The sequence below is a fragment of the Streptomyces sp. NPDC002790 genome, from assembly GCF_040295505.1.
Taxonomy (GTDB): domain Bacteria; phylum Actinomycetota; class Actinomycetes; order Streptomycetales; family Streptomycetaceae; genus Streptomyces.
Genome location: NZ_JBEOVM010000133.1, coordinates 1 through 16,178 on the forward strand (window position 1 = coordinate 1; position 16,178 = coordinate 16,178).

14 protein-coding genes and 1 pseudogene are annotated in these 16,178 nt (G+C 72.3%); 10 read left to right on the forward strand and 5 right to left on the reverse strand.

Annotated features, from left to right (window positions below; genetic code table 11):
- Nucleotides 1-264 precede the first annotated feature (264 nt).
- Nucleotides 265-729 carry a MarR family winged helix-turn-helix transcriptional regulator gene (locus tag ABT004_RS32430; RefSeq protein ID WP_351343965.1) on the reverse strand — a complete coding sequence of 155 codons (465 nt, stop codon included), beginning with the start codon at nucleotides 727-729 and terminating at the stop codon, nucleotides 265-267.
- Nucleotides 730-942: 213 nt separating this feature from the next.
- Between ABT004_RS32430 and ABT004_RS32435 the strand changes: the two genes are divergently transcribed.
- The 7 genes from ABT004_RS32435 to ABT004_RS32465 all read left to right on the forward strand — a co-directional run bounded on the left by ABT004_RS32435 (nucleotide 943) and on the right by ABT004_RS32465 (nucleotide 7,653).
- Nucleotides 943-1,725, forward strand: coding sequence for a CoA transferase subunit A (locus ABT004_RS32435; protein WP_351343968.1), 783 nt, complete (start codon nucleotides 943-945; stop codon nucleotides 1,723-1,725).
- A gap of 2 nt (nucleotides 1,726-1,727) precedes the next feature.
- Complete coding sequence (locus ABT004_RS32440) at nucleotides 1,728-2,372, forward strand: CoA transferase subunit B (protein WP_351343971.1); 645 nt, start codon at nucleotides 1,728-1,730, stop codon at nucleotides 2,370-2,372.
- A 122-nt stretch (nucleotides 2,373-2,494) separates the two neighbouring features.
- On the forward strand, nucleotides 2,495-3,268 hold the full coding sequence (gene pcaH, locus ABT004_RS32445; protein ID WP_351343974.1) for a protocatechuate 3,4-dioxygenase subunit beta: 774 nt from the start codon (nucleotides 2,495-2,497) through the stop codon (nucleotides 3,266-3,268).
- Between the two features lie 6 nt (nucleotides 3,269-3,274).
- Nucleotides 3,275-3,883: a protocatechuate 3,4-dioxygenase subunit alpha gene (pcaG, locus tag ABT004_RS32450; protein ID WP_351343977.1), complete on the forward strand. Its 609-nt coding sequence runs from the start codon at nucleotides 3,275-3,277 to the stop codon at nucleotides 3,881-3,883.
- Nucleotides 3,880-5,196: a 3-carboxy-cis,cis-muconate cycloisomerase gene (pcaB, locus tag ABT004_RS32455; protein WP_351343980.1), complete on the forward strand. Its 1,317-nt coding sequence runs from the start codon at nucleotides 3,880-3,882 to the stop codon at nucleotides 5,194-5,196. Before pcaG ends, pcaB begins: the two co-directional genes overlap by 4 nt.
- Nucleotides 5,197-5,643: 447 nt before the next feature.
- Nucleotides 5,644-6,762, forward strand: coding sequence for a bifunctional 3-oxoadipate enol-lactonase/4-carboxymuconolactone decarboxylase PcaDC (gene pcaDC / locus ABT004_RS32460; protein ID WP_351343983.1), 1,119 nt, complete (start codon nucleotides 5,644-5,646; stop codon nucleotides 6,760-6,762).
- A gap of 78 nt (nucleotides 6,763-6,840) precedes the next feature.
- Nucleotides 6,841-7,653, forward strand: a complete 813-nt coding sequence (locus tag ABT004_RS32465) for an SDR family NAD(P)-dependent oxidoreductase (RefSeq protein ID WP_351343986.1) — start codon at nucleotides 6,841-6,843, stop codon at nucleotides 7,651-7,653.
- 34 nt (nucleotides 7,654-7,687) lie between these two features.
- On the opposite strand, the gene ABT004_RS32470 is transcribed toward ABT004_RS32465, so the two are convergent.
- The gene (locus ABT004_RS32470; RefSeq protein WP_351343989.1) at nucleotides 7,688-10,378 is read right to left on the reverse strand and encodes an ATP-binding protein; all 2,691 of its coding nucleotides are present in this window, start codon (nucleotides 10,376-10,378) and stop codon (nucleotides 7,688-7,690) included.
- A gap of 240 nt (nucleotides 10,379-10,618) precedes the next feature.
- On the opposite strand from ABT004_RS32470, the gene ABT004_RS32475 reads away from it, so the two are divergent.
- On the forward strand, nucleotides 10,619-11,671 hold the full coding sequence (locus tag ABT004_RS32475) for a DUF2510 domain-containing protein (protein ID WP_351343992.1): 1,053 nt from the start codon (nucleotides 10,619-10,621) through the stop codon (nucleotides 11,669-11,671).
- Nucleotides 11,672-11,872: 201 nt separating this feature from the next.
- Here ABT004_RS32475 and ABT004_RS32480 read toward each other — a convergent pair whose 3' ends face one another.
- On the reverse strand, nucleotides 11,873-12,505 hold the full coding sequence (locus ABT004_RS32480; RefSeq protein WP_351343994.1) for a TetR/AcrR family transcriptional regulator: 633 nt from the start codon (nucleotides 12,503-12,505) through the stop codon (nucleotides 11,873-11,875).
- Nucleotides 12,506-12,605: 100 nt separating this feature from the next.
- On the opposite strand from ABT004_RS32480, the pseudogene ABT004_RS32485 reads away from it, so the two are divergent.
- Nucleotides 12,606-13,400: pseudogene (locus ABT004_RS32485) on the forward strand (phosphatase PAP2 family protein); the annotation flags it as partial.
- A gap of 182 nt (nucleotides 13,401-13,582) precedes the next feature.
- A complete protein-coding gene (locus tag ABT004_RS32490) occupies nucleotides 13,583-14,590 on the forward strand; it encodes a DMT family protein (RefSeq protein ID WP_351343997.1) in 1,008 nt (335 codons plus the stop codon).
- Here ABT004_RS32490 and ABT004_RS32495 read toward each other — a convergent pair.
- Nucleotides 14,543-15,343: an LURP-one-related family protein gene (locus ABT004_RS32495; protein ID WP_351344000.1), complete on the reverse strand. Its 801-nt coding sequence runs from the start codon at nucleotides 15,341-15,343 to the stop codon at nucleotides 14,543-14,545. The two genes, ABT004_RS32490 and ABT004_RS32495, sit on opposite strands and share 48 nt — an antisense overlap.
- 41 nt (nucleotides 15,344-15,384) lie before the next feature.
- A complete protein-coding gene (locus ABT004_RS32500) occupies nucleotides 15,385-16,095 on the reverse strand; it encodes a carboxylesterase/lipase family protein (protein WP_351344003.1) in 711 nt (236 codons plus the stop codon).
- Between the last annotated feature and the right edge of the window lie 83 nt (nucleotides 16,096-16,178).

A 16,178-nucleotide genomic window follows, 5' to 3' on the forward strand; every position in this document is an offset into this window, starting at 1 on the left:
CGCCGGCGGGGCTGGAAAGATCGGGGCTCTGCCCCGGACCCCGCTGCTCAATCGCCGCAGGGGCTTGATTGTGCGGGCCTGTGTGCATTGGCCGGCGGCGGGATCTGGTTTTCAAACCCCTGCGGCGATTGAGCAGGCCTTTAGCCCCGCCGGCGATTGAGGCGCATTCAAGCCCCGCCGACGGGTGAGCCAATTCAAGCCCCTGCGGCGATTGAGCAGCGGGGTCCGGGGCGGAGCCCCGTGGGCGCAACGTCGGCGGGGGGTTCACGCCTCCGCCGGAACCGCCTCACCCGCATGCCGGAGGCCCTCCGTCGCGTCGCACACCCGCTGGATCACGTCGAAGAACACCCCCCGCTCCTCCGCATCGAGCGGCGCCAGGAAGATCTGGTTCATGCGGGCCGTCCGCACGGCCAGCTTCTTGTGCGTGCGCAGCCCCCCGGGCGTGAGCCGCAGCAGCCAGCGCCGCCCGTCCTGCGGGTCACGCACCTTGTCGACCAGCTCCCGCCGGGTCAGCCGCGTGACCACCTCGGCGATGGTGGAGCGGTCGAGCCCCACCCGCTCCCCCACGGTGCGCTGATCCAGGCCCGGCTCGGCCACCAACGCGTTGAGGACCGCGAACTGCGGCGACGTGATCTCCTCGGAGACCATCGTGTTCCACAGCAGATAGTGCGCCTGCTGGAGCCGCCGGGCGAGATGCCCGGGATGGGTGGTCAGATCCACCGCGGCCATGGCGGTCCTCCGTCTGCAATCGTTGCGCCGCTGAAAACGGCCGTGCACTGAGCAAGGATCCGGCACCCCGCATCCCCTTGTCGAGTCCATACACGCATTTCCCGGGGAACTCTTGACGGTTCACACACCCAGTGGCAACGTGAGCGCCATCCAGAAAATGCTCAGTGCGCTGAGCACTTCATGAGCACTTCGCGGAGATGAGGGCTGGCAGGGATGGACAAGGTTGTCGCCACGGCCGCCCAGGCCGTCGCCGACGTCGGGGACGGTTCGTCCCTCGCGGTCGGCGGGTTCGGCTTGAGCGGCGTACCGAACACGTTGATCAAGGCGCTGCACGAGCAGGGCACCGGGAACCTGTCGGTGGTGTCGAACAACTGCGGCGCCCTGGACTCCGGCCTCGCCGTCCTGCTGAGCGCCGGGCGGATCGTCCGCGTCACGGGCTCGTACATCGGCGGGAACAAGGAGTTCGCCCGGCAGTACCTGGGCGGCGAGATCGAGGTCGAGATGATCCCGCAGGGCACGCTCGCCGAGCGGCTGCGCTCCGGCGGCGCCGGCATCCCCGCGTTCTACACCCCGGCCGGCGTCGGCACCCAGGTCGCCGACGGCGGCCTGCCCTGGCGCTACGACGGCAACGGCGGGGTCGCCAAGGCCTCACCGCCCAAGGAGGTCCGCGAGTTCGACGGCGTCGAGTACGTCCTGGAGCGCGGCATCCGCACCGACTTCGCGCTCGTGCGGGCCGCGAAGGGCGACCGGCACGGCAACCTGGTCTTCAACAAGTCCACGCAGAACTTCAACCCCCTTGCCGCACAGGCCGGAAAGATCACGATCGCCGAGGTGGAGGAGCTGGTGGAGCCGGGCGAGACCGAGCCGGACCAGGTCCACCTGCCGGGCATCTTCGTGCAGCGCGTCATCGCACTCACCCCCGAGCAGGCCGCCGACAAGGGAATCGAGCGGCGCACGATTTCCGCGCCTCCGGCACGAGGGACGGTGAGCAACTAGCCATGGCATGGACCCGTGAAGAAATGGCCGCCCGCGCCGCCCGCGAACTGCGCGACGGCCAGTACGTGAACCTCGGCATCGGCCTGCCGACCCTGATCCCCAACTACCTCGGCGGCGACGTCGAGGTGATCCTGGAGTCCGAGAACGGGATCCTGGGCACCGGCCCGTACCCGAGCGACGACGCCGTCGACCCGGACCTGATCAACGCGGGCAAGGAGACGGTCACCGTCCTGCCCGGCGCCTCGTTCTTCGATTCCGCGCTCTCCTTCGGGATGATCCGCGGCGGCCACATCGACGTCGCCGTGCTCGGCGCCATGCAGGTCTCCGCGAACGGCGACCTCGCCAACTGGGCCGTCCCCGGCAAGATGATCACCGGTATCGGCGGCGCCATGGACCTCGTACACGGCGCCCGTACCGTCCTGGTCACCATGACGCACACCGCGAAGGACGGCTCCCCGAAGATCGTCCAGGAGTGCTCGCTGCCACTCACCGGCAAGGGCTGCGTCGACCGGATCATCACGGACCTCGCCGTGCTCGACGTGACCGAAAGCGGCCTGGAACTCGTCGAGTTGGCGCCCGGCGTGAGCGCCGGGGAAGTCGTCGAGAAGACCGCCGCGAAGGTACGCGTCCCGGAGGCAGCCAAGTGAGCCGGAACGTCAAGGACGTCTACATCGTCGGCGTCGCCACGCTCTGCATCGGAGTGGGCCAGGGCTCCGCCCTCGTCCTGGAACGTTAGAGACCTCAGGAAGGTCAGGAAGGTCCCGCCCCCATGGCTCTCACCCAGCACGACATCGACGCGGAGATCGCGGCCAAGCGCGAGGCCTATTACAAGGGCCTCGCCGAGGGCGCACCCATCGAACACCACCCGCGGCGCGACTACGCCCCGTACCGCTCCTCCGCCCTCCGGCACCCCAAGCAGCCGCCGATCAACATCGACGTCTCCAAGGACCCGGAGCTGATCGAGCTCACCGCACCCGCCTTCGGCGAGCGCGACATCACGAAGATCGACAACGATCTGACGATCCAGCACCCCGGCAAGCCGATCGGCGAGCGCATCACCGTGGAGGGCCGCCTGGTCGACCGCGACGGGAGGCCACTGCGTGGTCAGTTGATCGAACTGTGGCAGGCGAACTCGGCCGGCCGCTACGCGCACAAGATCGAGGTGCACGACGCGCCGCTCGACCCGAACTTCACGGGCGTCGGCCGGGCGCTGACGGACGACGACGGCTGGTACAAGTTCACGACCATCCAGCCGGGCCCGTACCCGTGGGCCCAGCACACCAACGCCTGGCGCCCCGCGCACATCCACTTCTCCGTCTTCGGCTCGGCGTTCACCCAGCGCCTGGTGACGCAGATGTACTTCCCGAACGACCCGCTGTTCCCGTACGACCCGATCCTCCAGTCGGTGACCGACGACGCGGCGCGGCAGCGGCTGATCGCCACGTACGTGCACGAGAAGTCGGTTCCGGAGTTCTCGATGGGCTACCAGTGGGACATCGTCCTCGACGGCCCGCACGCCACCTGGATGGAAGAGGGACGCTGACCAGCCATGACGAAGATCGACATCAACTACCCCGAGTCCGTCCTTCCCACGCCCTCGCACACGGTCGGCCCCTGGTACGGCTACGCGCTGCCCTTCGAGGGCGGCGGTGACATCGCGCCGGTCGGCCACCCGGACACGGTCGCCGTGCACGGGTACGTGTACGACGGCAACGGCACCCCCGTCCCCGACGCGTTCGTCGAGATCTGGGGCGCCGACCCCGAGGGCAACGCCTCCACCGTCGACGGCTCGATGCGCCGCCAGCCGTTCACCGGCGGGTACCTGGGCCGCAACGGCGTGGAGTTCACCGGCTGGGGCCGCATCGAGACCGACGCGAACGGGCACTGGGCGGTGCGCACGCTGCGCCCGGGGGCGCGCGGCGGGTCGGCGCCGTACCTCGCCGTGGTGATCTTCTCCCGCGGCCTGCTCAACCACCTCTACACGCGGATCTACTTCGCCGATTCCTCCGAAGAGGTACTGGCCGGGGACCCCGTGCTGGCGCAGGTCGACGCCGCGCGCCGTGACACGCTGGTCGCGCGGCGGCAGGCGGATGGCACGTACCGTTTCGACATCCGCCTTCAGGGCGAGGGCGAGACGGTCTTCCTGGAGTTCATGTGACGTTGTTCGACCCCGGCAGCGAGGGTGCGCCCACCGAGCGCACCACCTCCGAAGAGGCTTTTCTGCAGGCTCTGTTGGACGCGGAGGCGGGCCTGACGCGGGCCCAGTGCTCGCTCGGCCTCGCGCCCTCCGGTGCCGGCGAGGCCGTCACCGCGGCCGCCGTCGCCGAGCGGTTCGACGTGCGGGACCTCGCGCGCCGCGCGCGCGGGGGCGGCAATCCGGTGATCCCGCTGGTCGCGGATCTCACGTCCTCGGTGCCCGCCGAACACTCCCCCTACGTGCATCGGGGTGCGACGAGCCAGGACATCCTGGACTCGGCGTTGATGCTGGTCGCCGCGCGGACGCTGGATGTGCTGCTTGACGAACTCGCAGACGCAGAGGGCGTGTTGGCGGGTCTGGCGCGGGAGCACCGGGACACGGTGATGCCCGGCCGTACGCTCACGCAGCATGCCGTGCCGACGACGTTCGGCCTCAAGGCGGCGGGGTGGCGCTCGCTGGTGCTCGATGCGCGGGATCGCGTGCGGGGTGTGCGGGTGGCGCTGCCGGTTCAACTGGGTGGTGCGGCGGGTACGTTGGCGGCGTTCGGGGCGTACGGGGCCGGGGACCCGGTCGCCTTGGTCGCGGCGTACGCGCGTGAACTCGGCCTGGTTGAGGCGGATTTGCCGTGGCACGTGCTGCGGACGCCGGTGGCGGATCTGGCGGGGGTGCTGGCCTTCACGGCGGGTGCGCTCGGCAAGATCGCGGCAGATGTGCTGGTGCTTTCCCGTACGGAGATCGGTGAACTGGCCGAGGGCACGGGCGGGGGGTCCTCCGCGATGCCGCACAAGGCCAACCCGGTCCGCTCCACGCTCGTCGCCGCGGCGGCCCGGCGGGTTCCCGCGCTCGCCGCGACGCTGTACGCCTCGATGTCGGCGGAGGACGAGCGTCCCGCGGGGGCGTGGCACGCCGAATGGACCACGGTGCGTGAGTTGTTGCGCGTGGTGGGTGGGGCGGCGCGGGATGTCTCGGAGCTGGTATCCGGGCTTGTGGTCCGCGTGGACGTCATGCACGCGCATCTGGCGGCGACTGGTGGGGCGATCGTGTCGGAGCGGTTGTCGGTGGAGCTGGGCGGGGTGCTCGGGCGGGGGGCGGCGAAGGAGCTCTTGGCGTCCGCCTCGCGGCGGGCCCGGTCGGAGGGCCGCTCTCTGGCCGACGTCCTGGCGACGGAGTCGTCCCTCAAGGAGACCGGTGTGAACGTGTCCGAGCTGACGGATCCGTCGCGGTACGTCGGGGCGGCGGGGATGCTGGTGGATCGGGCGCTCGCGCGTCAATGACATTGCCCCACCCCGCCCCTTCCCGAAATCCCTGCGGGCGCGCGCGGCGGAGGCGGAGTTGCGGCCACGGGGCTCCGCCCCGGACCCCGCTGCTCAATCGCCGCAGGGGCTTGATTTGGCACGCCGCACCGCACCACCTCTGCCGAGATCCCGCAACCACGGGTGGGCCGCACCCGACGACAACCACACCCCCGCCTCCCCAGGGGCGCGGGGAACTGCGCGCCCAGCCACGGGTGAGCTTCACCCGACAACGACCAGACCCCCGCCTCCCCAGGGGCGCGGGGAACTGCGCGCCCAGCCACGGGTAACCCGTAGCCGACAACGACCACAGCCCCGCCACCCTCAGGGGCGCGGGGAACCGCGCGCCCAACCACCGGTAGGCCGCGCCCGACGACGACCGTGACACCGCCAGCCCAAGTCGAACCCCGACCCACCGGGAGCACACTCATGCGTACGAACCTGAACCACCACGCCGCGGGATCGCCCACCGCTCCCCCGCTGATCCTCGGGCCCTCCCTCGGGACGAGCCTCGCCCTGTGGGACCGTGTCGCACCCGAACTGTCCACCGCCCACCGCGTCGTACGGTGGGACCTCCCCGGCCACGGCGGATCGGACGCCGGCCTGATCAAGCCCGGCGCCACCGTCGGCGACCTGGCCGACCTCGTCCTCGCGCTCGCCGACAACCTCGGCATCGACCGCTTCGCCTACGCGGGCGTCTCCCTCGGCGGCGCCGTCGGCCTGCACCTCGCCGTGCACCACCCGGAACGCCTCACCAGCCTCACGGTCATCTGCTCCTCCGCCCACTTCGGCGGCGCCAAGAACTGGGAGGAGCGGGCCGCCCTCGTCCGCGCGGAGGGCACGGCGGGCGTGGCCGAGACCGCGCCCTCCCGCTGGTTCACCCCCGGCTTCCGCGTGGAACGCCTCGTGCAGGACAACCGGGACGCCGACCCCGCGGCCTACGCCGCCTGCTGCGACGCCCTCGCCGCGTTCGACCTGAGGGACCGGCTCCCCGAGATCACCGTGCCCACCCTCCTGATCGCCGGCCGCGAGGATCCCGCCACACCCCCCGCCCACCTGCGCGAGATCGCCGACGCCGTACCGAACTCCGAGCTGGTCGAGCTGTCGGGCGCCTCCCATCTCGCCCCCGCCGAGCGGCCGGAAGCCGTCCTCGGGGCGCTGCGCACCCACCTCGGGCAGGCCGCGAAGCGCGGCATGGAGGTGCGCCGCGAGGTGCTCGGGGACGCACACGTCGACCGGGCACAGGCAAAGCAGACGCCGTTCACGGCCCGCTTCCAGGACTTCATCTCGCGCTACGCGTGGGGCGAGATCTGGACCGACCCGACCCTCGGCCGCCGCGAGCGCAGCATGATCACGATGACCGCGCTTGTCGCCCACGGCCACCTCGACGAGTTCGCCATGCACGTCCGCGCGGCCCTGCGCAACGGCCTCACCCCGGACGAGATCGGCGCGGTGGTGCAGCAGTGCGCCGTGTACGTGGGCGTGCCCGCCGCCAACTCCGCGTTCGGCGTCGCCCAGCGCGTACTCGCCGAGGAGGGCCTGGCGTAGCCCCCTCCTGACCCACCCGACAGGCCTACGTCCAGGGGGGCCACGCACAACCCACCGCCCGGCCCCTAGCCTGGACGCATGGCCACACTCCTGATCACCGGTGCCACCTCCGGCCTCGGCCGGTACCTCGCCTTCGAGCTCGTGCGCGGCGGGCACGTCGTGCTGGCCCACGGCCGCGACGAGAAACGTACGGACGCCGTCGTCGAGGAGCTGCGGGCCACCGGCGGCCGCGCCGAGGGGTTCGTCGCCGACCTCGCCTCCCTGGCGCAGGTCCGCGACCTCGGCGCCCGCGTCGCCGCCGCCCACCCGGAGCTCGACGTGCTCGTCAACAACGCAGGCGTCGGCACCGGGCCCCCCGGCTCGGGCCGCGAGCTGAGCGCCGACGGGCACGAGCTGCGGTTCGCCGTCGACCTGCTCGCCCCGGTCGCCCTCACCCGCGCCCTGCTGCCCACCCTCCGGGCCAACTCGCCTTCCCGCGTGGTGAATTGCGGCTCCCTCGGCCAGTCCCCGCTGAACTTCGACGACCTCGATTTGGGCACCGACTACAGCGGCACCGAGGCGTACTGCCGCGCCAAGTTCGCCCTCGCCGCCCACACCTTCGCCCTCGCCCGCGACCTTTCCGGCACGGGTACGCACGTCAACGTCATCCACCCGGCGACGTACATGGACACGGCGATGGTCCGGGAGGCCGGGGTCGGCCCGCTGAACACCGTCGAGGACGGCGCGGCCGGTGTACTGGCCCTGGCCGTGGGCGAGTTGGGCGGCGAGGCCACCGCCGGGTTCTTCGACGGCGAGCAGCCGACGCTCGCGCACGCGGACACGTACGACCGCGAGGTCCAGGACCGCCTCGACGCCGAACTCGACCAGATCCTCGGCCCGTTCGGGCTGTAGACCACACCGCAGGCCACGCTGTGGACCACCGGGCCTAGCGCAGCCCCCGACCCGTCTCCAACACCTCTCGCGCCCGCGCCGTCAACGCCTCCGCCCCGCACGAACGGGCCAACTGCAGACCGCGGTTGAGTTCGGACAACGACCGCGCGGCGATCCCGTACTCGACGCGCGCCCGAGCGTGTTCGTACGCGCAGGGCGACGCTTCGAGGTACGTGACCGCCTTCGCGTAGAGGGTGAGTTGCTCCCGCCCGGTGGCCAGCGCCGCGGCGCACCGCAACGCCTCGCCGATCGCGGTGTCCGTGCCGAACCGCTCGGCCTGGACGCGGGCCTGGGTGACGAGTTCGGCGGCGCGCCGCGGGTCGGTGTCGGCGAGGGCGAGGGCCAGATCGCCGGCCCACGACGCGACGATGGTGTTGTGCCCGCCGCGGGCCAGGGCGACCTTGCCGCCGGTCTCCAGTTCGTTGATGCCCTCTTCGGTGCGGCCGACGGCGAGCAGCAACCTGCCGCGCACCGAGTGCGCGTCGGGCAGCAGGATCATCGCCGGGTAGGGCGCGGCGAAGCCGTAGCGGTCGGCGATCAGGAGCGCTTCGTCGGGCTTGCCGCGGGCGAGCAGCGTATCGATGAGCATGGCGGCCGCGTCCCAGTGCATGGGCAGGCCGTGGCCCACCCGGTCGGCCAGGCGCAGCGCCTCGCGCAGGAACGCCTCCGCGTCGTTGAGCCGGCCGCGCCTGCGGTGGACGTATCCGACGAAGGCGTGCGCGAGGGAGAGGTGGCCGCCGCTCCAGCCGGCGGTCTCGTAGGCCCGCATGCTCTCCGTGAACAGGCTCTCGGCGCGGTCGAGCCGGTCGGAGAAGAGGTACGACAGGCCGAGCGCGATGAGAATCTCGAAGCCCCACTCGGGGTCGGTCCAGCCGAGTCCGGGGGCGAGTTGTCCGTTGACCAGGGAGCGGTCGCAGTACTCCGCGACCTCCTCGGCGTTCTCCCCGCGGTTCATCATGTCGAAGGCGCGCAGGATCAGCAGGACGCGCTCGGGGTTGTCGCGCCCGGTGACCCGGCCGGCGAGTTCGGCAAGGGTGCGGGAACGGTCCTGCGGATCGTGCTCGCCGGCGTAGATGCACTGCCAGAAGAGGCGGGTGGCCCGCAGGCGCAGCCGATGGTGCCCCTCCTCCAACTGGCCGGTCTCGGTGTCGAGGACGGCGAGCGCGTCGTCCAGCCGGTTGGCGTGGACGAGTGCCTGGGCGAGTCGGCACACCGCGTCGACGCGCTGCTCGCCGAAGAGCCCGGGGGCGGAGTCGAGCGCGGAGCGCAGGTGCGCGACGGTGGTGGACGGTGAGGTGAGCAGCGTGGCGCAGCCCAGCTCGTACAGCACGTGCGGCCGGGTCTCGGGCAGTGGCGGTTCCTGGAGGGCGCGCTCCAGGCAGCGCCGGGCCGCCGCGGGGGCACCGACGGCGAGGTGCTCGCGGGCGGCGGCGCGCAGCTGCTCGACGAGCTCGGGGTCGTCGTCCGGGTGCACTTCGAGGAGGTGCCGGGAGGCCGCGGCGGGGCCGTGCCCGGAGGCGGTGACCGCCCATGCGGCCTGGCCGTGCATGGCGGTGCGGGTGGCCGGCGGTATCGCGTCGTACACGGCGGACGCGATCAGCGGGTGGACGAACTCCAGGGTGTCCGCGGCGCCGTACCCCGATCCGGGGGACACGGTGTCGGTCAGGATGCGGGCGGTGCGCAGGTTCTCGGCGCAGCGGCCCGCCTGCTCGGGGTTCATGCCGGCGAGGAGGGCCGCGAGGCCCGGTTCGATGCGGGTGCCGAGGATGGCGGCGGCCCAGGCGAACCGGGTCGCGTCGGTGCCGAGCCCTTCGAGCCGGGTGACCAGGCCGCGGCCGCGGGCGGAGCGGTTGAGCGCCCGCAGTTCGACGGCGGCCCGCTCGTCGGGCCGCAGCTCACTGTCCTGGACCTTGGCGAGCAACTCGACGGTCTCGTACGGGTTTCCGCCCGTGACGGCCCACACCTCGCGGCAGAACGGGTCGTCGGCCTGGGCCCCGAGCGTGGCGCGGGTCAGGCCCGCGGTGGCGTCCGGGGTGAGGGCGCTCAGCTGGGCGACGCCGGGGCGGGCGGCGGCGGCCACCGCGTCGAGGCAGGCGGCGGCGCGCCCGTCCGCGGCCTCGCGCTGCGCCACGACGACGAACACCGGCAGGCCGTCGAGGCGCTCGGCGAACGCGGCGAGCCACTCCAGGGTCTCCAGGTCGGCCCAGTGCGCGTCGTCGATGAGCAGCACCAACGGCCAGTGCAGGCGGGCCAGTCGGGATGCCGCGACGACGAGGCCGTCGCGCACGCCCTGCGGGTCGGCCTGCCGTCCGGTGGGCTCGGCGATGCCGAGGGCGGGGCCCGCGATGTCGTACCAGTCACCGAAGTACTCGCGAGCCTCTTCCTCGGTGAGCGCCACGAGGGCGGGCTGCAGGAGTTGGCGTACGACGTTGAAGGGGACGGAGGTGACGGTCTCGCCGCCGCGGGCCGACCACACGGTGGCCCGGCCCGCCGCCATCTCGCGCACCTGGGAGAGCAGCGCGGTCTTGCCGATGCCTGCCTCTCCCTTGTAGACGACGAGGCCGCCCGCGGCCTCGGATCCGCCGTACAGAGCGTCGAGCGCGCGCGCCGCGACGTCGAGTTCGGACTCCCTCTCCCACAGGTGAGGGCCAGAGGGCGCGGCGTCGGCAAGCCGTCCCTGGGTCATTCCGCAGCCTCTCGTCGTCGTCCCCGGGTGTCGTCCCGGCGTCCGGTCGCAGCCGATCACATGGGGCGATCGACGTACTGGTCACGAGACTAGTCCGCGGGGCCCCGCCTTCGTGGGGCGTCGCGGCAGCCGGTGCCATTTGGCCGGAGATGGGTGCCGCGGGCCGCCCGGGTAACGATCCCGGCCACGGGACGGCCCCCTCTCATCCCCTTTTCAGCCGGGCCTCATACTGTTCCGTCCATGACGTCGCAGACTCCCGCAGGCTGGTACTCCGATCCGGGGCAGATACCCAACGGCCCGCGCACCGAACGCTGGTGGGACGGCGCACGCTGGACCGACCAGACCCGGCCCGCCACCGCCGCCACCACCCCGCAGCCGGCGCCACAGGCGCCTTCGCAGCCCCCGGCGCAGTTCGCCCCGCAGCCGCCCGCGCCCGGGACCGACCCGGCGTACCCGAATCATCCCGGCCCTCCAGGGCAGTTGCCGCCGAAGTCGCGCGGCCGGGGCCGGATCGCGATCGCCGCGGGGATCGCGGTCGTGGTCCTCGCGGGCATCGGCACCGGTGTCTACGCGCTCACGTCGGGCGACGGGGACGACGGCAAGAGCGACAAGGCGGACTCCCGCTCGCAGAGCCCGAAGGAGGCCGCCCCCGAGGGGCCCGGCGCCCCCGACGGCGGCGAGGGCGAGAGCCCGAACCCCGACGGGCCGGGCGCCTCCCCGCAGGCGCCGCTCGACCAGGGGTTCGCCACCGACGTCAGCAACGGGGTCGCGGTCCCGGTCATCAAGAACTGGACCGGGACCGACGGCGCGGGTGTCGCCGGGGTCACGGTCGGCCCGTACGCCTGCCCCAACTCGAAGGGCGACGTCTGCGTGAAGGGCGGCGTGTCCACCTCGTCGGCGACGCGCCTCAAGCTCGACGCGAAGACGGCGAAGGCCGCTGCGAAGGAGGACATCGCCGGGAACGCGAAGGAGTCCTACGGCGGGAAGACCTACGAGGGGATCACCGGCCACAAGCAGGTGTTCGCGAAGGCGGTCACGGTCGCCGGGCAGAAGGGCTACCGGGTCCGCTGGAGCGTCGAGACGAAGTCGGGCGTCGACGCGTGGGTGGAGTCGGCCGCGTTCCCCTCGCCCGCCAACCCCGACAAGCTCGTCGTGCTGCGCGCCGGCGTGGACGTCCCGCAGAGCGCCGCGGACAAGGCGAAGGGCCCGGACGCCGGGGCGATCGACGAGATCCTCAAGGGTGTCAAGAAGGCCACGGTCACCGGCGACGGCGACGCGGGCGAAAACGTCTGAGCCCCACTGCCGCCTGAGCACCCGCTCTGGAGTTGGCCTCAGCTCTGGCCTCGGTTCTGGCCTCCGCACCAATGCGGCCGGGCGGGTCCCCCTCCGCTCAAGGAGGAACCCGCCCGGCCGGGGGTGCGCGCCGCCCCCGTCCCCACGGTGCGGCGCGGGCAGACCGCCGGTCGGTCATCTCTGCGACCGGCGGCCTCCCGTTCAGGGGGCCCGACCCTCCAGGGTCAGGCCGAGTCCCGGAATCAGCGCGTCCTCGACGAAGCGGACCAGATACTCCGCATCGGCGTGGCGCTTCTCCAGGATCGGTCGGCTGCGCATGACTCCGAAGAGCTGCGCGGCCACGTAGGGCAGCGCGGGATGGTCCGCGGCGATCTCGCCGCGCGCCACCGCCCGCTGCACGATCGCGTCGATCGACGCGAGCTCCGGCTCGATCAGCGCCTCGCGCAGGGCGCCCTTCAGCTCGTCGTCCTGGAGGGCGGCGTGCCCGAGGGCCTGCATGAGCACGGTGTCCGGCTTGGCCTGCGAAGCCGCGTTGCGCGCGGCCGCCACGAGGTCTCCGGCGAGCGTACCCGTGTCCGCCGCGAAGAACTTCGAGCAGCGTCCGGCCCGCAGCGCGGCCGCCACGAGCTGCGGCTTCGTCTTCCACTGCCGGTACAGCGTGGACTTGCTGCAACAGGCCTGCGCGGCGACGCCCTCCATGGTGAGGTCCCCGTACCCCTGCTCCCGCAGCTGATCGAGGACCACGTCGAAGAACTCCTGGGCCCGCTCGGGGCTGATCTTCGAGCGGCGCGAGGCGGTGGGTGCGGCCTCGGTGGCCTTCTCTCGCGTCGTCATGGCCCTCACTCCTCGTCGGCGGCAGTGTCGATGAGATCACACCGGCCTATCGATACGCCAGTGTACCGGTACGCCATCGTATCGGTACACTGGCGTATCGATGAACGGGAACATGCGGGAACCGGGGCAGCACGCCGCCCGGCCACCCCTGATACGCGAGCTCTTGCTGGTCGTGGGACTTTTCCTCGTCTACAAGCTCGGGCGGCAGCTGGCCAACGGCCACACCGCCCCGGCCTTCCACAACGCCGACCATGTGTGGAGCTTCGAGCGTGCCGTGCACCTGCCCGGCGAGGGCGCGGTGCAGGACGTGCTGCTGAGCAGCGACACCCTGGTGCACGTCGCGAACACCTATTACGCGTCCGTGCACTTCCCGGCCACGATCGCGCTGCTCGTCTTCCTCTACCTGCGCCGCCCGCGCCACTACCTGTGGACGCGGCGCGTACTCGCCGCGCTCACCGCGGCGGCGCTCGTGCTGCACCTGACGTTTCCGCTGGCGCCGCCGCGGCTGCTTGCCGCCACGCACCTCGTCGACACGGCGCAGGTCTACGGCCCGTCGGTCTACGCCGCGAAGCCCGCCACGGACACGATGGCCAACCAGTTCGCCGCGATGCCCTCGCTGCACTTCGGCTGGGCCCTGATGGTGGCGATCGGCCTGGTCGCCGCGACCCGCTCCCGGTGGCGCTGGCTGTGGCTGCTGCACCCGCTGTTCACGCTCGTCGTGATCGTGGGCACCGCCAACCACTACTGGCTCGACACGATCGTGGCAACGCTGCTGCTCGGCGCCGCGCTCGCGGTGATCCGGCTGCCGCGCGCGGTCGACACGACCGGTTTCTGGCGCCACCTGTTCCCGGTGCCGGCGCCCGCGACCGCGCCGCACCTGGTCGAGTCCCGCCGCACCCCGACGCCGTGGACCCCGGCTCCGGCCGCGTTCCGTACGCCGCCGGACGCTCTCACGGCCGCCGATGTGTTCGCCGCGGCGACGCCGACGCACATCCCGGTCGAGGTGATCGCCGCTCCCGGCTCTACGTCCACCTCCCCCTCCCCCTCCACCGCGCGCCTCACGACCGGAGCGGCACGATGACCGCCACACTTCTCGCCGTCGCGCTCTCGCTCGTCTCCGCGGTCGCCTACGCCGCCGCGGCCGTGGCCCAGGAACGGCTGGCCGCCGGATCGGGTGCGGGCGTGCTGCGGCTGCTCGGGACGGGGGCCTGGTGGTGGTCGGTCGGGCTGAACGCCTCGGCCGCGCTGCTGCACGTCGCCGCGCTCAAGTACGGGCCGCTCACCCTCGTCCAGCCACTCGGCGCGCTCACCCTCGTGGCGGCGGTGCCGCTGGGGGCGCGGGTCGCGGGTCGGCATGTCACGGCCGGCGAGTGGCGGGGCACGGCGCTCACGCTCGCGGGCCTCGCCGCACTCCTCGTGACGGCGTCGGGCCCCGCCCCCGACGACACCCTCTCGCTGCCCGAGGCCCTCGCCGTGGCGGGAGCGACGGCGGCGCTCATCGGCGTGCTCTCACGGCGCGGCGCGAAGCCGGGCCTGCGCCACGCCACCGCCTCCGGCATCGCCTCGGGCGTCGCGTCCGCGCTCACCCAGACCGTGACGGTGGCGGCCACCGACCGCACGGGCCCGCTGCTCGACATCCGCGTGATCGCGGTGGCCCTGCTGGTCGCGGCCTTCGCGGCAGGCGGCCTCCTGCTCTCCCAGACCGCCTACCGGGGCGGCCTCGGCGCCCCCCTGGCCATGGTCACCCTGGCCAACCCGCTCGCAGCCTCAATCATCGGCCTCGCCCTCCTGGGCGAACGCCTCCAGGGCGGCGCGGCAGGCTGGAGCCTCGCCGCGGTGGGCGCGATCCTGGCAACGGGCGGCGTAGTCCTCCTGACACACACCCATCACGCGCAGATCGACCATCCCACTCTTCCCGACTCGACGACGTCGGCCAATCAAGCGGCTCCGGTCAATCAAGCCCCGCCGGCGATTGAGGCGCGGGGTCCGGGGCAGAGCCCCGCGACCGCACCCCCGTGGAACCGCAACGACACCCGGTCACCCGAACCCACGGGAGTCCTGCTTAAGCGCCGTGTCCACAGTTAGCGCCGCAGCCACCACAAGACTCAACAACGGCTCCGGCAACCGATAATGCACCTGCAAGACATAATTGTCCGCAGTCGTGAACATCGTCTTGGCCAGCCCCTCCCACGTCTTCGTAATCCTCGCCACCTCGTTGTCCGCGTGGTCGACGATCGCGAAGTTCCAGGCCCGCCAGTTCTCCGCCTTGATCGCACCGACCTGCTGACCGTTCGCGTTCATCGCGAAGTTGATCTTCCCGATGGCGTTCTGCTGGACGATCTCGCCGACCGGCGTACCGTCCGGCCGCTCCACGAGCACCTTCGACTTGATGAACTTGGCCGGCCGCGTGAGCACCATCTGCGGCTGCCCGTACGCGTCACGGATCTCCAGCCTGTGCGTCATGTACTGGTCGACGCTGGCGACGAAGCGCAGCGCCTTCTTCATGGCGCTCTGGCCGACCTGGACGACGGAGCCCAGCGGGTTGCCGTGCTGATCCATGACGCTGTACTCGTTGGTCAGCTCGATCAGCTTGGCCTTCTGGTTCACCACGAGGACCGGCTCGGTGAACAGCGTGCCGCCGCCCTGCCCGGCCCCCGCGACGCCCGCCTGCTGCTGCACCTGACGCGGCACTTCGACGGCCTGTGCCTGTGCCTGTGCCTGTGGCTGCCCGGCATGCGTGTGCTCGGTCCATCGGGCACCGTCCCACCACCGCAGGGCCTGGGGCGCCCCCTGGGGGTCCGGGTACCAACCTGCGGGAGTGTTCGAATGCGTCGTCACCGGGGCACACTATCGCGCCATACCGGGCACGGATCCAGCCCTCAGCGCACGCCCTCCCACAGCTCCCGCTCGGCCGCCCGCGGGTCCGTCTCGACGCGGCAGGCACCCGCGTCGAACACCATGGTCGCCCTTCCCCAAGCTCTCAACTTCGTTCGAGCAGGGGAGACCCCATTCCCATCCGGCTCGTACGCGGCCCAGCCCGGGTCCCCGGACGCGGCGAACGCGACCCACGCGCCGTGCATCGCGCGGGCCAGGTCCGCCGGGGCGTGCTCGCCCGCGAGCGCCGCGTAGTCGGAGTCGTCGACGTGGTCGAAGACGAAGCCCAGCTCCAGTGCGTGGCACGCGCCCAGCGCCCCGCCGAACTGCGGCGACCGCCAGGCGAACTCGTACACGTGTGAACCCGGCACGGACTCGGCAAGCCGCACCGCGGGGATCCGCCAGAACCAGTCGGTGACGATGGCGTCGAGGAGTTCGCCGGGGCTCGCGTCCGGCCGGCTCGCCCGGTACCCCTCGAGGTCCGCGCCGAAGGCCTCGGCGCCGCGCTTCACCCGGCCCTCACTGATGGTGTCGAAGCGCCCGGTCGGCACCATGTAGAGCCGGTTCTCCTCCCGGTTGCTGCCGACGAGGATATCCACGCCCAGGTCGGGCCCCGGCAGCGTGCGCTCGTCGGCGATCGGCTCGAAGACCATCCCGTTCAGCGCGGCGTCGCCCCACACCGCCGGGTCGGGCCGCTGCCGGAACTCGTCCGACAACGCGCCCCGCGCCGCGGCCCCGTGCGGCGGCGGCCCCCCCCCGCACGCCGCGGCGGGGGGGGGGCCCCCCCGCCGCGCCGCCC

Bases quoted from the DNA above. Each gene is read 5' to 3' on its own strand.
- ABT004_RS32430 (WP_351343965.1), bottom strand. From the start codon at position 729: ATGGCCGCGGTGGATCTGACCACCCATCCCGGGCATCTCGCCCGGCGG.
- ABT004_RS32435 (WP_351343968.1), top strand. From the start codon at position 943: ATGGACAAGGTTGTCGCCACGGCCGCCCAGGCCGTCGCCGACGTCGGG.
- ABT004_RS32440 (WP_351343971.1), top strand. From the start codon at position 1,728: ATGGCATGGACCCGTGAAGAAATGGCCGCCCGCGCCGCCCGCGAACTG.
- pcaH (WP_351343974.1), top strand. From the start codon at position 2,495: ATGGCTCTCACCCAGCACGACATCGACGCGGAGATCGCGGCCAAGCGC.
- pcaG (WP_351343977.1), top strand. From the start codon at position 3,275: ATGACGAAGATCGACATCAACTACCCCGAGTCCGTCCTTCCCACGCCC.
- pcaDC (WP_351343983.1), top strand. From the start codon at position 5,644: ATGCGTACGAACCTGAACCACCACGCCGCGGGATCGCCCACCGCTCCC.
- ABT004_RS32465 (WP_351343986.1), top strand. From the start codon at position 6,841: ATGGCCACACTCCTGATCACCGGTGCCACCTCCGGCCTCGGCCGGTAC.
- ABT004_RS32470 (WP_351343989.1), bottom strand. From the start codon at position 10,378: ATGACCCAGGGACGGCTTGCCGACGCCGCGCCCTCTGGCCCTCACCTG.
- ABT004_RS32475 (WP_351343992.1), top strand. From the start codon at position 10,619: ATGACGTCGCAGACTCCCGCAGGCTGGTACTCCGATCCGGGGCAGATA.
- ABT004_RS32480 (WP_351343994.1), bottom strand. From the start codon at position 12,505: ATGACGACGCGAGAGAAGGCCACCGAGGCCGCACCCACCGCCTCGCGC.
- ABT004_RS32490 (WP_351343997.1), top strand. From the start codon at position 13,583: ATGACCGCCACACTTCTCGCCGTCGCGCTCTCGCTCGTCTCCGCGGTC.